Annotated in this window: 15 protein-coding genes; 5 read left to right on the forward strand and 10 right to left on the reverse strand. The window is 59.8% G+C overall.

Annotated features, from left to right (window positions below; all coding sequences use genetic code 11):
• Window positions 1-107: RNA-binding S4 domain-containing protein (locus ACIQ1A_RS03460; RefSeq protein WP_395769829.1), on the reverse strand; the 107-nt coding region annotated here is incomplete at its 3' end.
• Window positions 107-1,072, reverse strand: coding sequence for an energy transducer TonB (locus tag ACIQ1A_RS03465; protein WP_395769673.1), 966 nt, complete (start codon window positions 1,070-1,072; stop codon window positions 107-109). The genes ACIQ1A_RS03465 and ACIQ1A_RS03460, both read right to left, overlap by 1 nt.
• Before the next feature lie 200 nt (window positions 1,073-1,272).
• Here ACIQ1A_RS03465 and ACIQ1A_RS03470 point away from each other — a divergent pair, with 200 nt between their 5' ends.
• Together ACIQ1A_RS03470 and ACIQ1A_RS03475 are read left to right on the forward strand one after the other, a co-directional pair.
• On the forward strand, window positions 1,273-4,095 hold the full coding sequence (locus ACIQ1A_RS03470) for a TonB-dependent receptor plug domain-containing protein (protein ID WP_395769674.1): 2,823 nt from the start codon (window positions 1,273-1,275) through the stop codon (window positions 4,093-4,095).
• A 95-nt stretch (window positions 4,096-4,190) separates the two neighbouring features.
• Window positions 4,191-5,939, forward strand: coding sequence for a DUF885 domain-containing protein (locus ACIQ1A_RS03475; protein WP_395769675.1), 1,749 nt, complete (start codon window positions 4,191-4,193; stop codon window positions 5,937-5,939).
• Here ACIQ1A_RS03475 and ACIQ1A_RS03480 read toward each other — a convergent pair.
• Window positions 5,933-7,756, reverse strand: a complete 1,824-nt coding sequence (locus ACIQ1A_RS03480) for a tetratricopeptide repeat-containing sulfotransferase family protein (RefSeq protein WP_395769676.1) — start codon at window positions 7,754-7,756, stop codon at window positions 5,933-5,935. The genes ACIQ1A_RS03475 and ACIQ1A_RS03480 overlap by 7 nt on opposite strands.
• A gap of 49 nt (window positions 7,757-7,805) precedes the next feature.
• On the opposite strand from ACIQ1A_RS03480, the gene ACIQ1A_RS03485 reads away from it, so the two are divergent.
• The 3 genes from ACIQ1A_RS03485 to ACIQ1A_RS03495 are packed head-to-tail and all read left to right on the forward strand — an operon-like array spanning window position 7,806 to window position 10,521.
• On the forward strand, window positions 7,806-8,384 hold the full coding sequence (locus tag ACIQ1A_RS03485) for a 2OG-Fe(II) oxygenase (protein WP_395769677.1): 579 nt from the start codon (window positions 7,806-7,808) through the stop codon (window positions 8,382-8,384).
• A 2-nt stretch (window positions 8,385-8,386) separates the two neighbouring features.
• Complete coding sequence (locus tag ACIQ1A_RS03490; RefSeq protein ID WP_395769678.1) at window positions 8,387-9,241, forward strand: class I SAM-dependent methyltransferase; 855 nt, start codon at window positions 8,387-8,389, stop codon at window positions 9,239-9,241.
• A 2-nt stretch (window positions 9,242-9,243) separates the two neighbouring features.
• Window positions 9,244-10,521: an aspartyl/asparaginyl beta-hydroxylase domain-containing protein gene (locus ACIQ1A_RS03495; protein WP_395769679.1), complete on the forward strand. Its 1,278-nt coding sequence runs from the start codon at window positions 9,244-9,246 to the stop codon at window positions 10,519-10,521.
• On the opposite strand, the gene ACIQ1A_RS03500 is transcribed toward ACIQ1A_RS03495, so the two are convergent.
• The 7 genes from ACIQ1A_RS03500 to ACIQ1A_RS03530 form a co-directional block, all read right to left on the reverse strand.
• Window positions 10,518-12,308, reverse strand: a complete 1,791-nt coding sequence (locus ACIQ1A_RS03500; protein ID WP_395769680.1) for a M61 family metallopeptidase — start codon at window positions 12,306-12,308, stop codon at window positions 10,518-10,520. The two genes, ACIQ1A_RS03495 and ACIQ1A_RS03500, sit on opposite strands and share 4 nt — an antisense overlap.
• A gap of 264 nt (window positions 12,309-12,572) precedes the next feature.
• Complete coding sequence (queF, locus tag ACIQ1A_RS03505) at window positions 12,573-13,394, reverse strand: NADPH-dependent 7-cyano-7-deazaguanine reductase QueF (RefSeq protein WP_395769681.1); 822 nt, start codon at window positions 13,392-13,394, stop codon at window positions 12,573-12,575.
• Complete coding sequence (locus ACIQ1A_RS03510) at window positions 13,394-14,650, reverse strand: M20 family metallopeptidase (protein WP_395769830.1); 1,257 nt, start codon at window positions 14,648-14,650, stop codon at window positions 13,394-13,396. Before ACIQ1A_RS03510 ends, queF begins: the two co-directional genes overlap by 1 nt.
• A 137-nt stretch (window positions 14,651-14,787) precedes the next feature.
• On the reverse strand, window positions 14,788-15,870 hold the full coding sequence (zapE, locus tag ACIQ1A_RS03515; protein WP_395769682.1) for a cell division protein ZapE: 1,083 nt from the start codon (window positions 15,868-15,870) through the stop codon (window positions 14,788-14,790).
• Window positions 15,867-16,532 (reverse strand): alpha/beta hydrolase, encoded by a 666-nt coding sequence (locus ACIQ1A_RS03520; protein ID WP_395769683.1) that lies wholly within the window; start codon window positions 16,530-16,532, stop codon window positions 15,867-15,869. The genes zapE and ACIQ1A_RS03520 overlap by 4 nt, the downstream gene beginning before the upstream one ends.
• 45 nt (window positions 16,533-16,577) lie before the next feature.
• Complete coding sequence (locus ACIQ1A_RS03525; RefSeq protein ID WP_395769684.1) at window positions 16,578-17,081, reverse strand: c-type cytochrome; 504 nt, start codon at window positions 17,079-17,081, stop codon at window positions 16,578-16,580.
• 91 nt (window positions 17,082-17,172) lie between these two features.
• Window positions 17,173-18,492 carry a hypothetical protein gene (locus tag ACIQ1A_RS03530; protein ID WP_395769685.1) on the reverse strand — a complete coding sequence of 440 codons (1,320 nt, stop codon included), beginning with the start codon at window positions 18,490-18,492 and terminating at the stop codon, window positions 17,173-17,175.
• Between the last annotated feature and the right edge of the window lie 5 nt (window positions 18,493-18,497).

Consider the following 18,497-nt stretch of genomic DNA (forward strand, 5'->3'; position numbering starts at 1 on the left):
GCCACAATCTGCTTGCCGATGCCGCCGCTGTCGCACAGCCCGACCAGCTTCAGCAGCTGGTTGAGCTCGATGAATTCACCTTCCAACTCAAAGTGGACTTCGGGCATCAGTTGAATGCAAAAGTGCGGCGGATGGTGGTGGTCTCGCCATTGCCGCGGAATTTCCAGCGACGAACGGTGGTCTGCACGGTTTTATCGAAGACATTGCGCGGCAAAGCGCTGATGATGCGCACACCGGTCACATCGCCGGCGCCGTTGATGGTGATCTCGGCAACCACTTCGCCCTTGGTGCCTGATGCCAAGGCTTCACGCGGATAGGGCGGCTGCGGCGTGCTGATTGGCACCACGGCGGCCTTGGCGGCCGGTTGCTGAGCCACCGGTTCCAGCGGCGCCTGCACGACAGGTACCGGGGCCTGCACCACCGGGGCTGGTGCTTGTACGACCGGCGCTTGGGCAACGGGCTGGTTCTCCGCTGCGGCTTCTCTGGCTTTTCTAGCGGCCTCTTCCTTGGCTTTGGCGGCATCGGCCAAGGCTTTGGCATCAGTAGCGGCCTTGTCTTCTTCTTCGCTTGCCGCGTTCGCTTCCGCTTCGGCCTCACGAGCTTTCATTTTTTCCAAATCGGTTTTGACACGCGCCAAGGCCGGGGCATTGGGGTCAGCGAGACGAATCAAGCCCTCCAAACGCAGGGCCTCGCGGTCGTCGAATTTGGCGATGGCCTGATCCATGCCGATAACGGCATACGGGACAATGTCAGTAATCGCGGTTTCCACCGACTCATCCGGGGTTTTCAGTTTCTGGCGCAAGGCAAGGTAATACTCCAAAGCGCTGTTGCCGCTGGGCTTGACCCAACGTTGCTCCATGACAGCAGTTCGCGCATTCGCGCGCAGGTCTTTTTCCGGGAACTGGACCAACCGGTCAATTGACGTCTGAATTTTCTGTTTATGGACTTTCGCGGTCCCTTCGGCGGCGACCTGTTCGTCTTTCTTGTCAGAACACGCCGCCAACGCCAGACAAAATGCCAGAATCAGTAGTGCATTCAATCCGGTACGCGCCGAAGTCTTGTGATCGCTCATTGGTTTATTCCCCCGTAGACCCTATAGAACAGTCAATTTTAACGAGCTTGTCAAGGAATTTAACGGTTTTTTACGGCATGCGCTCGACAAAGTGTTAAAAAACTCTTGATAATGAACTGCAAGACCTGTCTTTATTTTATTTTCGCCCGCATCCGGGCGAGCGCTTCAACCACAACTATATCTGCGTAGGGTGATATCTCATGATCAATCGTAAAAAGCTCAGTGCTGCCGTGCACAGTGCCCTGATTCTGGGTACCGGCGCCATGCTGACGCCTTCCGCCCAGGCCCAGGCCCAAGAAGAAGCTAAAACCATCGACACCGTGCAGGTCACCGGCTCGCGCATCAAGCGCGTGGACGCCGAAACTGCCAGCCCGGTATTCCAGCTTGAACGCGAAGCCATCGACAAGACCGGCGCGCTGACCATCGGCGACTTCCTGCAGGATATTCCGGCCGTTGCCGGCGCCGCCACCAATCCGGCCGTCAACAACACCGGCGGCACCGGTGCCGCTACCGTGTCCCTGCGCGGCCTTGGCGACGAGCGCACTCTGATCCTGGTCAATGGCCGCCGTATCGTCACCCGCGACGTCAACGCCATCCCGATGTCGATGGTGCAGACCGTGGAAGTGCTGAAAGACGGCGCCTCGGCGATTTACGGTTCCGACGCGGTCGGCGGCGTGGTCAACTTCATCCTGAAATCCAATTTCGACGGCCTTGAGGCCCGCGTCGATTTCGGCATTTCCTCGCGCCACGACGGTCAGCGCCAAGGCGCCAGCGTCACCTGGGGCGCCTCGGGTGATCGCGGCAACATCATCGTCAGCGCCAATTACAACAAGCAGGACGAAGTGCGTGCCTCGGCCCGCGCCTATTCCTACTATGCGTTGTCGCTGGGCTCGACCTCCAGCACCGGCGTGGTGCAGGGCGGTTCCAGCCGCGCCATTACCGGCCGTTATTTCGTAACCGGCTACCCCTGCGGTTCGGTGACCCTCGATCCGGCAACGCCGGGGACAACCACCGGAGATTTCCGCTGCTGGAACTTCGGGCGTGATGCGTTCAACTATCAAGCCGTCGGCAATCTGCAGCTGACGCCGCAAGAACGTTCGGGCTTATTTGTAACCGCCAACTTCGACATCACCGACAACATCACCGCGTATGTCGATGCCTTCGCCAACAAGACCCGCTCGGCCTCGCAGATTGCACCGCTGCCGTTCGATGGCCTTTCCGACGGCATCTCGTTGTCGCAGTACAACCAATACAATGTCTGGGGTCAGGATGTATTCGACATCCGCCTGCGTCTGAGCCGCCTTGGAAACCGTCGCTATGAATACGTGACCGACGTGTCGCAATTCAATGCCGGCCTGAAAGGCGGCATCGGTGAAAGCTCCTGGTCCTGGGATTTCAGTGTGGGCTATGGGAAAATCAACCAGAAGAACGACAATCAGGGCTACATCGACTACGCTGCGCTGGCCAAAGGCCTCGGCCCGTCGCAGGGTGGCATCTGCTACACCGACGGCACCTTCACCACCGCGATTCCGGGCTGCACGCCGATTGACTTCGTCGGTAATTTCGACCCGACCACCGCAGCCGGTCAGGCCCAACTGGCGGCTCTCGATGCCATCAGTCTGGACGTGCTGCACAAATCGTTGGAAACTCAGAAGGGCTTCCAGGCCAACTTCAGCGGCGACCTGTTCGAACTCAGCGCCGGCACCGTGCAGGCCGCCGTGGGCGTGGAATACCGCAAGAACTTCCTCGACTTCAACCCCTTCGATGCGGCCATCATTGATCCGAACGCCGGCTACACCTGCGGCATTTCCTCGGAACTGTGTACCTCAGCGACCAGGGGCGAGCTGACCGTCAAGGAAATCTACGGCGAAGTGCTGATTCCGGTCACTGAAACCTTCAATGCCTCGATCGGCACCCGCTGGTCGGATTATTCGGCTTTCGGCAACTCGATCAACAGCAAGCTGGGTCTGGAATGGCGCCCCTCGGAACAACTGCTGTTCCGCGGTACCTACGCCGAAGTGTTCCGGGCACCGACCATCAATGATCTGTACGGCGGCCAGTTCGCGTCGTCGGATACGTTCGCGGATCCCTGTAACGGCATCACTCAGACCGGCGGCGGCCTCTCGACCAACCCGGCCTGTACCAATGTCGTCGCCGACGGTTCGTTCGGCCAGACCGACACCCAGCTGAACGCCATCAAGGGCGGCAATGCCACCCTGAAGCCGGAAGAAGGCGAAGTGATCACGGTCGGTTTCGTGTATGAACCGTCCTGGTTCGATGGCTTCTCGACTACCGTCGATTTCTGGAATGCCGAGCTCGACGGCGCCATCAATCCGATCGGCTCGCAGAACATCCTGAACATCTGCTTCAACAGCAGTACCGCCGATCCATCGCCGCTGTGCTCGCTGTTCAGCCGCCGTCCGAACGGTGAAATGGAAATCATCTTCGACCGCAAAGCCAACGTCGGCAAGTACGACACCTCCGGTGTCGATATCGGTTTCAAATACCGCAAAGACACCTCGTTCGGCAAGTTCCGTGCCAACCTGGATGCGACCTACCTCGACAAGTTCGATGTGGACGTGATCTACAACGGCGATGTGCTACAGCAGCAGGAAAACGCAGGTACCTTCCTGTCTTCGGCCAACGGCGGGCTCGGCAACTACAGCCAGTGGCGCGCGCTGGCCAACCTGGGCTGGAGCAAGGACATCTTCGACGTGTCTTGGACCATGCGTTTCGTTGATGGCTTCACCGTCGGCAGCACCGAACCGGACGGCACCTGTGCCAATCTCGGCCTGCCTTCCGGCAGCCCAGGCTGCCAGTTCTCCATCGGCGCTGTGACCTACCACAACCTGCAGGCTGGCGTTTCCATCGACAAGATCAAGCTGCGTTTCGGCATTGACAACCTGTTCGACAAGCAACCGCCGATTCTGTACCAGAACAATTCGCTCAATGGCAACACCGACGAACGCACCTTCGACACCGTCGGCCGTTACTATTGGTCGAGCCTGACCGTCAACTTCTGATCCTCCATGATCCGAAACGAAACCGCAGCCTTAGGGCTGCGGTTTTTTTCGGGCGTTGCTGATACACTTTGGAAACCAACCCGGGAGGCTCACTCATGCGATTTACGGCCCTTTTGTTCCTGCTCTTCACGCTGATACCGGCGGCACATGCCGATACGGGCAACCCCGCATTGCACCGGCTGTTCGCCGATGAGTGGGAACGCGGCATGCGCGAAAGCCCGGAGAACGCCTCCTACAATGGCGACACACGCTTCAACGACCGCTGGTCCGATCTGAGCCTGAAGGCGATTGCCGACAGCGAGGCCGCCGATCGCGCCGCCATGGACCGTCTGCACGCCATCGACCGCAAGAGCCTGAGTGCAGCGGACCAGCTCCATTACGACACCTTCGAATGGCTGCTGAAAAAAGACATCGAACGCCAGCCCTTCCGCGAATACCTGATGCCGATGACCCACCAGGGCGGGGTGCAGACCGCCGACGGCATCACTGAGCTGCTGGCCTTCACGACCGAAAAGGATTACCGCGACTGGCTGGCACGCTTGAATGCACTGCCGGCCCTGATCGAGCAGAACATCACGCTGATGCGTGAAGGCGTGCGCAGCGGGCGCACGCCGCCGAAGGCAATCATGGCCCGGGTAACGGCGCAGATCGCAGCGCAGGTCGTTTCCGATCCGGAGAAAAGCGGCTTCTATGCGCCGTTCAAACGCTATCCGGAATCGTTCACCGCCACGCAGCGCGCGGCACTGTCCAAGGAAGCCCGTGCGGTCATCACCGGGAAAGTCGTGCCGGCCTATGCCGCGCTCGGGCGCTATTTCAATGACGAATACCTGCCAGCCACGCGCACCAGCATCGCTGCTGCCGACCTGCCCGATGGCAAAGCCTATTACGACCTGTTGGCGCGTTATTACACCACCACCGATATCAGCGCCGATGAGATCCACGGCATCGGCCTGAAGGAAGTCGCACGCATCCGCGCGCGCATGGAAGCAGTCAAGGCCGAAACCGGATTCAAAGGCAGTCTGCCGGAATTCTTCAACTACCTGCGCAGCGATCCGCGCTTCTTCTATAAATCCCCGGAGGCCTTGCTCGAAGCCTATCAAGCGATGTCGAAACGCATCGATCCGGAGCTGGTGAAAGTATTCAACGTATTGCCGCGCATGACCTATGGCGTACGGGCGATTCCGGCCAGCATCGCCCCGGATGTGACCACCGCCTATTACCAGCCCGGCGCCACCGATGGCAGTCGGGCTGGGTTCTATTATGTGAATCTGTACAAACCGGAAGTCCGGCCGAAATGGGAAATGATGGCGCTGAGCCTGCATGAGGCCGTGCCCGGCCATCACTTCCAATTCGCACGCGGGATGGAGCTGCCGGAAATGCCGATGTTCCGGCGTACTGCCTACTTCGTGGCCTATGGTGAAGGCTGGGGGCTGTATGCCGAACAGCTCGGTTACGACATGGGCCTGTACGATGACCCGTATGACCGCATGGGCCAACTGACCTACGAAATGTGGCGGGCGGTAAGACTGGTGGTGGATACCGGCATGCATGCCAAAGGCTGGACGCGCCAACAGGCCATCGATTACTTCAAGGCCAATGCACCGAAAACCGAACAGGACATCGTCAATGAAATCGACCGCTACATCGGCTGGCCCGGACAGGCCCTCGCCTACAAGATCGGCCAGCTGAAGATTTCAGAACTGCGCGCGCGCGCGCAAGGCCGCCTCGGCAGCCGTTTCAATCTGCGCGCTTTCAACGATGAAGTGCTCGGCACCGGCTCGATTCCACTCGATGCACTGGAAAAACATATGGACGCATGGATGGCGGCGCAGGCGGCTCAGTAACCGAAGCGGGCGATCCACGGTGCCAAATGCGCCATCACGGCCGGTGTGAAATAGGCTTCATACGCCTGCCAGCGCCCGACCGCGCGGGCGTTGACCGGTTCCACCACCTGCGTATACGAAGGCGTCTTGATGGCGCCTTTCTCTTTGGCGCGCTCAGTGAAGGCCAGCAGGGAATCCTGCCAAGGCAGCTGCAGGAAATCGAATAGCGCGCGCGACCGGCCTTCGTTGTCGGCGATCAGATCTTCGTATTTCCAAGCCAGCACCGGCAGCTGCAGCTGCTCGGCGGCGGCAGTCCAATGCGCGAATACGCGGTCGTACATCTGGGCGGTGCTTTCCAGGGTTTCAAAAGTCAGCGCGAAGGCCGGCGCGCGGAAATTCTGCATGTAACAGCTCAACACCACATCACAGGGGTGGCGGACGGCGAGAATGATGCGGCTGCGCGGAAAGAAATTCTGCAGCAGCGGCAGGCGCACCATGTTCAGCGGATTCTTGTCAACGGCGCGCTGACTGATTACGCCCGGCGCCACCTCGGCCACTTCGGCAAAATAGGCGGCACGCCCGGCGGCCGCCTGTTCGGGCGTCAATGCGTTTATGCACTGACAGACATCACCGCCATCCCCGCCGATGCGTCGCACCAGATGCTGCAGAAACGGCTGCTCGTCGAACGACACCAATTCCGGATGCGCATCCAGAAGCTGTTCGAGCAAGGTCGTGCCCGAGCGCGGAAAGCCGACCACGAACACCGGATCGGTGTGGGTATCGCGGACGTGTACGGCCGGATTCCAGGGCGGCACCGGGTGCTCGAGCACCGCGAAAGCTTCGGTACTGTCCTGCAATGCCGGATGGCTACGGCTGATAAGGCCGCGGCGCATTGCATGTGCGGCCTGCAGCACCGCCATGGCGGCATCGCGGTCACCGCACCTGTCCAAAGCGGCCGCGTATTCGAATTGCAGACCGAGCTTCAGGACCGGATCGGCATGCAGCGCCGTCAGGATGCGTTCGAACAGCATGCGGGCCTGCGGGTAGTCTTTGCGGCGCATGGCCATTTTGGCCTGCATCTGCAGGAAGTTGTCCAACAGCTTGGGATGATGGCTGACGGCGGTTTCATGCAGTGTCGCCTGCAAGGTCTCGGCCTCGGCCATCCGGTTGGTACGCTCAAAGGCCATCACCAAACCGATGCGGGCATCGATGGCGAGATTGGAATCCGGCACCGGCGAGCTGAACTGGGCGATGGCCTGCGCGTACCATTGGCCGCGGAACAGCAGATAGCCCAGATCGATGCGTTGACCTTCGTGCAAAGACCGCGCCTGCAGCTGTTCGGCGAGTTGCTGCGCTTCCGGCCAGCGGTCCTGCGCCTGCAGAATGCGCAGCTGCAGCAGCGGAAATTCGGCATCGGCCGGGTCACGCGCGATGGCGGTTTCGATATGGCGCCGTGCCAGTTCCAATTGACCGTCGGCGGCATAGGCACGCGCCAGACCGAAATGCAGGGCGGGCTCGGTGGCGCCCAGCAGCAATGCCTTCTGCAAGGGCTCGAGCGCTTCACGCTCGCGTTCGAGTTCGCACAGGCAATTGCCCAGATTCGACCAGTGCGCGGGATTGCCGGGCTCCTGCGCGCACAGCCACTGGTATTCCGGCAGCGCGTCCTGTGGACGTTGCGACAGACTCAAAGCCACGGCACGCAGGGTCTTCCACGACAATGCTGCGGCACCCGTGGCTTGGACACGTTCGCTCCAGATCAGCACCTCGGCGACATGTCCCGCAGCCAGTGCCTGATAGGCTTCCGGCAGGCTCGGCACGGATGGCGGCGCTTTGGTCATGGCAAAAGGAGTTATGATTGGCAGAGCATTCTGGGAAGACTAGTTTACCGTGAACACACTGACCGAAACCGACCGCTTGAGTCGCCACATCCAGGTGTTCGATGGCGCGTTCAGTCCGGAACTGTGCCGAAAAATGCTCGATTCCTTCCATGCTCTGGCCCGCTTCCAGCGCCCGAATGGTCGCGGCGTTAGGCCCGGCCATGAGGACAGTGGCTGGACCGAACTGAATCTGGACCCGCTGTCGGATGCGGCCTTCCGGGTGATGATTCTGGAAAACATGCACCGGCACGCCGGGCTCTACAACCAAGCGCTGCAACTGCCGATTCCGATTCCGATGACCGATAAAATCAGCGAACTGGTGATGAAGCGTTACCGCGCCACCGGTGACGAGCGCTTTCAGCTACATTTCGACGCGATTGGACAGGTCGCGCACCGCTACCTGGTGTTCCTCTGGTATTTGAACGATGTCGAAGTCGGCGGCGGCACCGAGTTTCCCGAACTCGGCATCACCGTGCAAGCCAAAGCCGGACGCTTGGTGATTTTCCCTCCCTACTGGATGTTCCTGCACATCGGCCAGAAGCCGGTGAGCAACGACAAATACATCCTGTCCACCTACTTCCTGTTCTGAGCATGGACGAGTTCGCGGCATTGACCGAGCGTAACCGGCAGCTCAGCAAGGCGATGATGCAGTCGGTGTTCGAACTGGCCTGCGATCTGTCCGGCCTCGGACCGTTTCCCGAACAGGCCGCCAAAGCCCGCGGCACGGCGCCCGTCAACGCACGCTTGATGCAGATCCAACAGCTGATCGAACAGCTGCGTGCTGATCTGCAAGGTCTGCGCGGTCCATATTTGATGCAACAACTGCAAGGTCTGGGCGTGGACCAGCACAGTCGTGCTCTGCAACTGCATATCGGTAGCGGCCCTTACGTGCTCGATGGCTGGATCAATCTTGATGTATTCCCGGCCCAGCTGTCGACCAATGTGCTCTGGGGTCTGCCGTTCGTAGACGGCCAATGCCGTTATGTATTCCTCTCGCACCTGCTGGAACATCTGTTTTATCCGACTGACGCCATGGCGCTGCTACAGGATATCCACCGAATTCTCGAGCCAGGTGGCGTAGTGCGCATCGTGGTGCCGGATATCGCGCAGTGCATCGCCGCCTATCAGGACGGCGATACCGGATTTTTCCGCGACCGCGTCGAACACTGGGGCGCAGGCGACGGTCAAGCCACACGCTTGGAACACTTCCTCGCCTACGCCGGTGCCGGACCGGATCCGGCCTGGCTGTTCGAGGCACACAAGTTCGGTTACGACCAAGAGACACTGATACGGGCCTTGCAGCGCGCCGGCTTCAAGACCATCCTGCCTTCGACTTATATGGCCAGCACTCATAGCGCGCTACGTGTGGACGAACACAGCCAAATCGCCAGTGCCAAACACGGCGACCGTCACTACTCGCTGTTCATCGAAGCCATCAAGGAATAAGCATGTCGGCACTGAACGTCGCCCTGCTCGAGCAGGCCCGCCAATATGCGGGCAATGGCGATGCACGGGCCGAAAAAGCGTTCGCGCTGGTGCTGGAAAACGATGCCTTCAATGTCGAAGCTCGGACATTTCTGGCACGCGTGGCGATGCAATCCGCAAAACCGGAAATCGCCATCGAGCATTTGTCGGTAGCCCTGCGGGTGGCGCCCGGCAAGCCTGCGCTGTGGCGTAGCATGGGGCTGACGCGGATGGCACTGGAGCAGTGGCCGGAGGCGACGGCAGCATTCGAGCACTGTCTGCAACTGGCACCGGTAATGCATGCCGCGCGACTGCATCTTGGCCAGTGCTTGGAGCGGCAACACCGCCATGACGAAGCGACTAAAGCCTACTTGCAGGCACTGAGTGAAGCGCAGCGTGCCGGCCTTTGGCTGGATGCCGCCAGCACACCGGAATGGCTGGCTGATGGCATCGCCCATGCAATCACAGTAGCCAATCGCGGCCGACAGGAAATCCACGAAGCCCTGATGGCGCCGTTACGCGCCCGCTTTGCCGCAAACGAACTGCAGCGTGTTGAACAAGCTGTTCGCGGCATACTCGGATTTGAAACGGTGCACTCACCGAATCCGAAACAGCAGCCGACCTTCCTGTATTTCCCCGGATTGCCAGATTCGCCCGTATTCGCACGCGAGCTGTTTCCCTGGTTCGACGCTCTGGAAGCATCCTTTACCGAAATACGTGCCGAAGCCGATGCTGTGCTGGTGGCGAAGGACGGATTGTCGCCGTTTCTGGCCCTGGGCGAGAACGACCGCGCGGCCGATTATCTGGGCGGCGCGCAACCGGCCTGGGATGCCTTTTTCTTCTACCGCCACGGCGAGCGCTACGATGCCCATCATGCCACCTGCCCGCAGACGTCAGCGGCGCTGGAATCCCTGCCGCTGGTGCGTATCGTGGGTCATGCCCCGGAAATCTGTTTTTCTGTATTGGGTGCCGGCAGCCATATCCTGCCGCATTACGGCACCAGCAACATCCGTTCGGTGGTGCATCTGCCCCTGATCGTACCCAAGGACTGCGCGCTGAAGGTGCTCGACACCGAAATTCCGGGCAAGGCCGGCAGCTGCTCCGCTTTCGACGACACCTACTTGCACGAAGCCTGGAACCGTAGCACTGCGCCGCGCGTCATCCTGCTGATGGACACCTGGAATCCGCATCTGACCGAGATCGAAAAGCTGGCGATGGCGGAAGTGGTGGCCAAAACCGGCCACCTCAACACGCCCAACTAGTTTCCGAGCCAGGCCTTGCGCAGGGCCAGCTGCGCGGCACTCGGCTTATCATTGAACTGCAGCTTCATGGCGGCGCCGTCCTGGCGCTTCGGCGTGAGCACGGCGCTGGCCTTGGCGTCCCGGCGGAAATAATCGACGGTCAACGCACCGCCGCCGAACTGTTGGCTGCGCGCCGCGAAATTCTTCGCACTCAAGCGGTTGCCATTGACCGCAATCAGGGTATCACCGGCAGTGATGCCCGCTTTCCAGGCGGGACCGTCTTTTTCAACGGCCGTCACCTTGGCATACGCACCATCATCGCCGGGCGCAATACTCAAGCCCCAGGCATAGAACGGCTTGCCGTCATCGGGTTTCTTGTCGGCAACGAAATCGATACCGGCATCTTTCAGCAGCGCCAGCAGTGGCAGCTCTTCGGTGCCGATCACATAGCGGTTCCAGAAATCCTGCCAGCTTCGGCCGGACGCCTGTTGCAGCAGCGCCAGTACATCGGCCTCGGTAAAGCCACCTTGGGAAACTTTATGTTTCTGCCAGAGCCCGCGGTGGACATCGGCCAGGCTTTTTTTGCCGCCGCTTTCCTTGCGCAGAATCAGGTCCATGGCCAAACCGAGCATCTCGCCTTTCGGATAAATGCTGACCGAGGCATTGGCGTGTCGGTCGCCGTTCGGCTGAATCCATTCATCGAAACTCGATTCATTGGCGCTCTGCTCGAAGCGGCCCGGCGTTCGCAAATAAGCGTCCAGCGTACTGGAGACATCGCCCAGATACTGCTTTTCATCTTGCACGCCGGCGCGCAGTGCAATCAGGTTCTCGAAGTAACTGGTGTGGCCCTCGGAAATCCACAGCAGGTTGCTGTGGTTTTCGTTCTGGTAATCGTAAGGCACCATTTCGGAAGGCCGATAGGCTTTCACGTTCCAGGTGTGGAAAAACTCATGGGCGGCGGTGCGCGCGAACTTCAGGTATTCGCTGCGCGGCTGAAAACTCCAGCGCTCGACCTGGATAATCGTGGAATTCACGTGCTCAGTGGCGCCGCGGGCGCCGTCGGTAGCGTGCACGATGTACAGATAGCGGTCATAGGGAGTGCTGCCGAACAGTGCGTTGGTGGTTTTGCTGATCGCCGCGAAATCCTTCAGCATGGCTTCGCCATCGTGATTGCCGTTGCCCCAGATCGCCAGCTCGATGGGCTTGCCATCGACCTTGGTTTGGTAGAAGCGGTGGATGCCGGTTTCAATCGGTGAGTCGGTCAGCACATCGTAATCAGCGGCGGTAAAACAATGGCCGCAGCTCCCCGAAGGCATGCCCGAGCGTGATTGCCAGCCGTCCGGCACCGAGAGCGAGACCGTTATCGGGTTGGTGCGAAACTCCGGACTGTACACAAACACCGCGCTGGCATTCAGATAGGCATGGGAATCATCAATGTGGCGGGTACGCAGACCGAGCTCGTTGGCGTAGAGCTCATAAGACACTTCGTACGGGACACCGGCCGGCAGATCAAGTTGCCAACTCGCCTTATCGGTTTTCCGGATTGCCACGGTCTTGCCATCAGCGGTTTTCGCGGCGACATGGCGCAGTCCATTGGCCAGTGGCAGGATTTCGTAGCGTCCGGTCCGCCAGTTCGGCAGCTGTACGATCGGATTGGGTTTCGCGCTGCCCGGAAAGCGGGCACGGACTTCAGCCGTGTGCTGGGCGGCATTGCTGATGCGTAATTGGTAATTGACGGTGTCGGCGGCAAACACGGAATTGATGAACAGGGCGCTGGCAAGCGCAGCAATCACTTTGAACATGGTCATTGAAGATCAGGGACTGGGCATTCCATGATAGCGGAGTTCAGACCGTATTTCGGCCATTGCGCCAGGCCGTCATTCAGATTGGATTGTATGCTCTAGACAATGAGCGCCGAATGGCGTTAATCCTCAAAGGAGGGCGCGCCATGAACATCGCTTTCATCGTACTTTCCGCGACGCTCGGGCTGATCGCGGCCGGCAGCGGGCTGTTGCATTGGCATAACAGCATCGAAATCGAACGCTATCTGAGCAGCCGCGACCGCTGATCCGCTATTGGCGGATCAAGCGGATGTTGCCCGGCATACCCATGCCTTCGGTGCAGCGGTAGGGGTTGATGTCGAGTCCGCCACGCCGGGTGAAACGGCCGTATATCGACAGCTGCATGGGCCGGCACTGCCGCATCAAATCCATGAAGATGTGCTCGATGCAGTTTTCATGGAAGCCGTTGTGGGTGCGGTACGACACCAGATAGCGGAGCAGGCCTTCTCGCTCGATGCGGCGGCCGAGGTAACGGATCTGAATGCTGGCCCAATCCGGCTGGTTGGTGACCGGACAGTTGGAGCGGAACACGTGACTGACCAGCGACTCGCTGATCTGGTTGTCGCCGCTGACTGAAAGATACAAGGGCTCTGGCGGACCGTAATAATTGATGTCGACTTCCAGATCGTCGATGACTTCACCATTGAACAGATCGACGGGGAAGGCGTGATTGGCGGTCGCCGGCAGAATCGTTACGTTGACCGGCACACCGCAGGCCTCGGACAGGTCCTGTACCAGCATCTGGCGCAGTCGTTCGCTGTCGCCGACGCGCGTCTGGTTGAAACTGTTGAGATAGAGCTTGAAGCTTTTCGATTCGATGATGTGGCTGGAGTCGGCACGTACCACTATTTCGGCAAGGCCGGCACGTGGCCGACCGGACTTATCCAACCAGCTCAATTCATAGGCATTCCAGATGTCCTGACCCAAGAACGGCAACGGCTCGAGGATGTCCAGGCCTTCTCGGGCATCGGCGCGCGGGATGGGAAACAGCAGGCGCGGATCGTAGCGGCCGGTGTATTCGGCCGGTTTACCGAGAAGACTGTCTTGGAACATCAGGGCGTCCCGGCGAGATAATCGAGACTGATCTGCAGCATCGCGCGGGTGCCGAGCGGGAGTGCGGACTCATCCAGGAAGAACTGCGGCGAATGATTGCTGGGGGCTGTATTCGGATTCTGGCCTTTCGGCGTAGCGCCGACGAAAAAGAAAAAGCCCGGGACTTCCTTGGCGTAATAGGCGAAATCCTCGGCGCCGGTGGTCAGCGTCATTTCCACGACATCCTTGCCGGCGACTTTCTGCAGGCTCGGCAGCACTTTGGCCGTCAATGCCGGATCATTGACGGTGACCGGATTGCCGACGGTATCCGGAATCTTGGTGACTACCGTGGCCCCATGTGCGGCGGCCACGTGCTCGGCGACATTGGCCAGATCCTTGAACACCTGTGTACGCATCTCGTCGTCGAAGGTGCGGATGGTACCGATCAGCTCCACCGAATCGGGAATGATGTTGTAACGGATACCGCCCTTGATGGCGCCGAAACTGACGACCACCGGCTGCTTGGTCAGATTCTGCCGGCGCGACACGATGGACTGCGCACTGGTGACGATTTCCGCGGCGGCCACGATCGGATCAACGCCGCCCCAGGGGCGTGAACCGTGCGTCTGCCGGCCCTTGACCACGATATTGAAGCGGTCGGAAGCGGCCATCAGCGGGCCGGAACGATAGCCGAGCTGGCCGGCATTGAGCGTGGAAAACACATGCAGGCCGAACACCGCTTCCGGTTTGAAGGATTTGAAAATTCCTTCCGCCAACATCTGATCGGCGCCGCCGGTTTCGCCATCGGGCGGACCTTCTTCGGCCGGCTGGAAAATAAACAGGATGTCGCCGGCAATCTCGGCTTTGTTTTTGGCCATGGCCTCGGCCACCCCCATCAAAATGGCAGTGTGTGAATCATGGCCACAGGCGTGCATCACGCCGACCTTTTCGCCACGGAATTCGGCGGTCTGTTTGGACTGGAACGGAAGGCCGGAGTTTTCGGTGACCGGCAACGCATCCATGTCGGCGCGCAGGGCGATGCGCTTGCCGGGTTTTCCGCCTTTGAGCACGGCAATGACGCCGGTGTGCGCGACGCCGGTGGTCACTTCCAGGCCGAGGCTGCGCAGATGTTCGGCAACACGCTTGGAGGTCCGGAACTCGCGGTTGCCGAGCTCGGGGAACTGGTGGAAATCGCGACGCCATTCCAGCACCTTGGCATCAACCGGCTTGGCCCAGGCATCGACATCGAAGGCGTGCACGGCGGCGGGCGGCAGCATTGCTGCGGTCACGGCGAGGACAAGGAAGTTCAGACGCATAGAAACTCTCCACAGATGGATTCTGCCATGCTATCACAGGGAAAAACGGCGCGGTGCGGCGTGTCGGCTTTCTGTGACCGAGCACGCAATACGGCCGATCAGGGCCGGTGTTCGCTGGCCAGATAGGCTTCCGATTGCATTTCCATCAGGCGTGACGCCGTACGCTCGAACTCGCGCTGAAGGCGCTGGCCGGCATAAAGCGACAAAGGATCGGCGGCCGCGCTCAACAACAGATTCACGTGACGGTCGTACAGTTCGTCGATCAGATAGACGAAGCGTCGCGCGGCATCTTCGTTGCTTTCATTGAAGAGCGGCACATCCGACAACAACACCGTATGGAAATCACGGGCGATTTCGATGTAATCGGCACTCGAACGCGGCCCGTTGCAGAGTGCGTCGAACGTGAACCAGGCGACGCCTGGACTCAGCGCAAGCACGGGAATATCACGTTGGTTGATTTCGATGAACCCCGCCAGAGGCGCACGACCGCTCAGCCGCCGGTACTGCTCGGCAAGCAACGTCCTGCTGTCGGCATCGGCCGTAAGTGCATAGGTGCGCGCCTGGTTCAAGGTGCGCAGCCGATAATCCTGCGCGCTTTCCAGAACCATCACCGCACATTCGCGCTTGAGCAGGGCAATGCACGGTAGGAAGCTCTCGCGCTGCAGGCCGTTCGGGTAAAGTTCGTCCGGCGGCACATTCGACGTGGTGATGAAAGTAACCTGTCTGCGGATCAATTGATCGAGCAGGCGGTGAAGGATCATGGCATCGCCGATATCGGAAACGAAGAACTCGTCCAGAACCAGCAAACGGCATTCCCGTGCGATATTGCTCGCGAGTACCGCCAGTGTATCGGCGGTCTCCGGCATGCCGGCAAGCTGCTGATGGACATGATTCATAAAGCGATGGAAGTGCCATCGCTGATGCGGGATATCGCCCAGATCTTCCAAAAACAGTTCGGTCAGCAGGGTTTTTCCGCGCCCGACACGCCCCCAAAGATAAAGCCCCTTGACTGCTGCCGGCGGACCGAAAAAACGCTTCCACCACGGCCGGTGCTGTGCTTTGCGCAATCCTTTAGCCAACGCTTCAAGATAGGCAAGGACTTCCAGCTGTGCCGGGTCGGCATGGATCTCGCCGGTGGCGACCATGTCCGCATAGCGCTGTCCGGCGGGGCGGGGCGTCATAACGGCAAGGCCTGCAGAAAGCGTTTCACGTGTTCCCGCAAGGGCACCAATTTGCCATGGAAAAAGTGACTGGTCTCCGGCATTGCGACGATTTCCGGTGCAGGGTTCTGCGCATTCAACCATGCCAGCACCCCGGCCGGAGGTACGATTTCATCGGCCTCGCCCTGCACGGCGAGCCAAGGGCAAGAGGGCGGACGGACGTCGCCGAAGTCGCGGAAACCGACCGGCGGCGCAATGGAAACCATCCGCACCGGCGAATAGAATTCTGCGGCTTTCAGTGCCACCCACGCGCCGAATGAAAATCCGGCCAAGGCCAAGGGCGATTGAGGGCGCTGGGCGAGCGCCCAGTCGATGACGGTCCTGCAGTCTGCCAACTCGCCACGGCCTTGGTCATAGCGGCCCTCGGAAGCGCCGACGCCACGGAAGTTGAAACGCACAGCGATGTAGCCGCTGTCGGTAAACGCTTTTGCAAGCGTGCTGACGACTTTGTTGTGCATGCTTCCGCCATCCGGCGGATGCGGATGGCAGATCACCGCAACCGGAGTCGACTCCGTTGAATCCTGGGGAAATTCGACAAGCGCCTGCAAGCCACCTGCGGGCCCGGGCAACATGACTTCGGCATTGGCGACGGGAAAAGCCATCATCATTCCAGTATAAAGCATGCAAAAACGCCGCCCGAAGGCGGCGTTGCATCAGAGGCGGGACAATTACTTCAGATTGCCGATCATCCAATCGACGGAAGCAATGACCTGTTCGTCCGTGAGTGACGGATTTCCACCCCGGGCCGGCATCGCGCGGATGCCTTCGATGGCGTGTTTGTGCAGCAGATCGTTGCCCTGGGCCAGACGTGCGCCCCACTCGGCTTTCAACAGTTTCGGAGCGCCGGCAGCGCCGGCGGTATGGCAACCGGCGCAGAGTTGGCCGTAGATTTCACCGCCATCAAGGGTGCCGCCATAGGCCACCTGGCCTTTGGCTGCTTCGGCAGCGGCGGCAACGGCGGCAGCCTGTGCCGCGGCGCCGGTCTGTCCGGCATACACGGCGCCAACCGGTGCAATGCGCGCCTGGGTCGCAGCTTGTTGCGCCGGCGTTATTTCGGCAGGGCGTTTTCCATTGAAATAAATGCCGGCAATAATCAGCAGGACGGTAATCAGCACCAAAGCGGCGATGATTTGGGCAAAATTTTTCATGAACACTAGATCGTGATTACGCACAAAACACCTGTCTGGGCCGTGGCCCGAATCTGGGGAACACCCTATTATATCGGGGCTTGGGTGCTGAATAAAGCGGTTATTGCATCGATTTTCAGTGGAAGATGAAATAGAGTAGATTGTTCTGGAAGAACGGGTTGCCGGTCAGCAAACTGTGGCGCTCACAGAAGAAGGTGGTCTGGGCCACCGGAAACAGCTCCTGGCGCGGAGCTGTCGAAAGATAATCGAAGGCCTTGCGTGCCGATGCCGATTCACGGGTGACCAGGCCGTCGCCCGCAGCAGACAGCAGCCCTTGATAATTGACGTTCTGGCGCCGGGACTTGATTTTCTCTTCACTGAAGGCAAGATGATAACTTCCGCGAGCCCCTTCGAGCACTGCTCGCGACTCGGTCTGGTTGCAATCTCCGCCGAACAGGGCGACCTCGGCTGATGTGTCGACCATCGGTATGGCAAGCGCGGCCTGGAAGTGACGGGCCTGTTTCAAATTGTTTCGGAACACCGCTTGGGCGGCGGCCAGCGCGCGAGTATTCATGCGGGCTTCGGTTTCCACCGAAAAAACCGACCAGCGGTTCTGCTCCCAGAGACCGATGTCATAAAGATCAAGTGGCACCGGTGTTCCGTTGGCATCGATCAGAGCAACCGTGCCCGGCAAGGGCAGCGTTTCAAAGGGTGTGGCAAAATGCGCCATGATGTCGGCCGGCACGGTGCGCAAACCCATGTCATAGCCCTGATACAGTCGCTTGACGCTGATGATGGATCCCAAGTTGGGTGTTCCCAGCATCACCAGCCGACGGATGCGCTGGCCACCATCGGACCAGGGTTTCGGGGCCGGGCGTTTATCGACGCTTTGCGGTCCATACTGCAGATAGTAGCGGGAGATCAAGCCGCCGTTGCTGTGGGCGATTATGTCGACCTTCAAGCCCGGATCACGGTAATCACGGCGGATCTGCTCGATCAAGGCATGCAGGCCATCAACCGCTTCGAAATTACTCTTGCGCCAATCATAGGTGAATACATAAAGGCGGCGCTGGCTTTTATCGGCAACGGTCTGGCCGAGGCTCGCCTGCCGGTATTTTCCGGCACTTTCCAATACGCTGACCAGATTGCCGTAGAAATCAATGCCGGCCATCTCATCGAACAGGCGCCCTGCCCGGACACCATCGGTGGCATTGGGCATGAGTTCGTCATAGCGGGTGAATGCGAGATTATTGACCGATACCGGCCAGACTTCCTTTCCTGAGGCATCGACCAGGGTGCTGCCCATGATGCCGGGAATGACAATCAGCGGCGCGCCCGTTTCATTCATGTAGGCCGTGCTGTACAGCGCCTCCAGATCCGGTTTTTTGCTGACGGCAACACAGCCCGTCAGAACTACCGTCAAAAGTACGAGGCCAAGTTTATAGGAAAAGTTCATCTTAA

The organism is Arenimonas sp. (assembly GCF_044353605.1).
Lineage (GTDB): Bacteria > Pseudomonadota > Gammaproteobacteria > Xanthomonadales > Xanthomonadaceae > Arenimonas.

Excerpts from the sequence above, each read along its gene's own strand:
- ACIQ1A_RS03490 (WP_395769678.1), top strand. The coding sequence starts at position 8,387 with ATGGACGAGTTCGCGGCATTGACCGAGCGTAACCGGCAGCTCAGCAAG.
- ACIQ1A_RS03500 (WP_395769680.1), bottom strand. The coding sequence starts at position 12,308 with ATGACCATGTTCAAAGTGATTGCTGCGCTTGCCAGCGCCCTGTTCATC.
- ACIQ1A_RS03475 (WP_395769675.1), top strand. The coding sequence starts at position 4,191 with ATGCGATTTACGGCCCTTTTGTTCCTGCTCTTCACGCTGATACCGGCG.
- ACIQ1A_RS03530 (WP_395769685.1), bottom strand. The coding sequence starts at position 18,492 with ATGAACTTTTCCTATAAACTTGGCCTCGTACTTTTGACGGTAGTTCTG.
- ACIQ1A_RS03510 (WP_395769830.1), bottom strand. The coding sequence starts at position 14,650 with ATGCTGCCGCCCGCCGCCGTGCACGCCTTCGATGTCGATGCCTGGGCC.
- zapE (WP_395769682.1), bottom strand. The coding sequence starts at position 15,870 with ATGACGCCCCGCCCCGCCGGACAGCGCTATGCGGACATGGTCGCCACC.
- queF (WP_395769681.1), bottom strand. The coding sequence starts at position 13,394 with ATGTTCCAAGACAGTCTTCTCGGTAAACCGGCCGAATACACCGGCCGC.
- ACIQ1A_RS03520 (WP_395769683.1), bottom strand. The coding sequence starts at position 16,532 with ATGCTTTATACTGGAATGATGATGGCTTTTCCCGTCGCCAATGCCGAA.
- ACIQ1A_RS03495 (WP_395769679.1), top strand. The coding sequence starts at position 9,244 with ATGTCGGCACTGAACGTCGCCCTGCTCGAGCAGGCCCGCCAATATGCG.
- ACIQ1A_RS03470 (WP_395769674.1), top strand. The coding sequence starts at position 1,273 with ATGATCAATCGTAAAAAGCTCAGTGCTGCCGTGCACAGTGCCCTGATT.
- ACIQ1A_RS03480 (WP_395769676.1), bottom strand. The coding sequence starts at position 7,756 with ATGACCAAAGCGCCGCCATCCGTGCCGAGCCTGCCGGAAGCCTATCAG.
- ACIQ1A_RS03465 (WP_395769673.1), bottom strand. The coding sequence starts at position 1,072 with ATGAGCGATCACAAGACTTCGGCGCGTACCGGATTGAATGCACTACTG.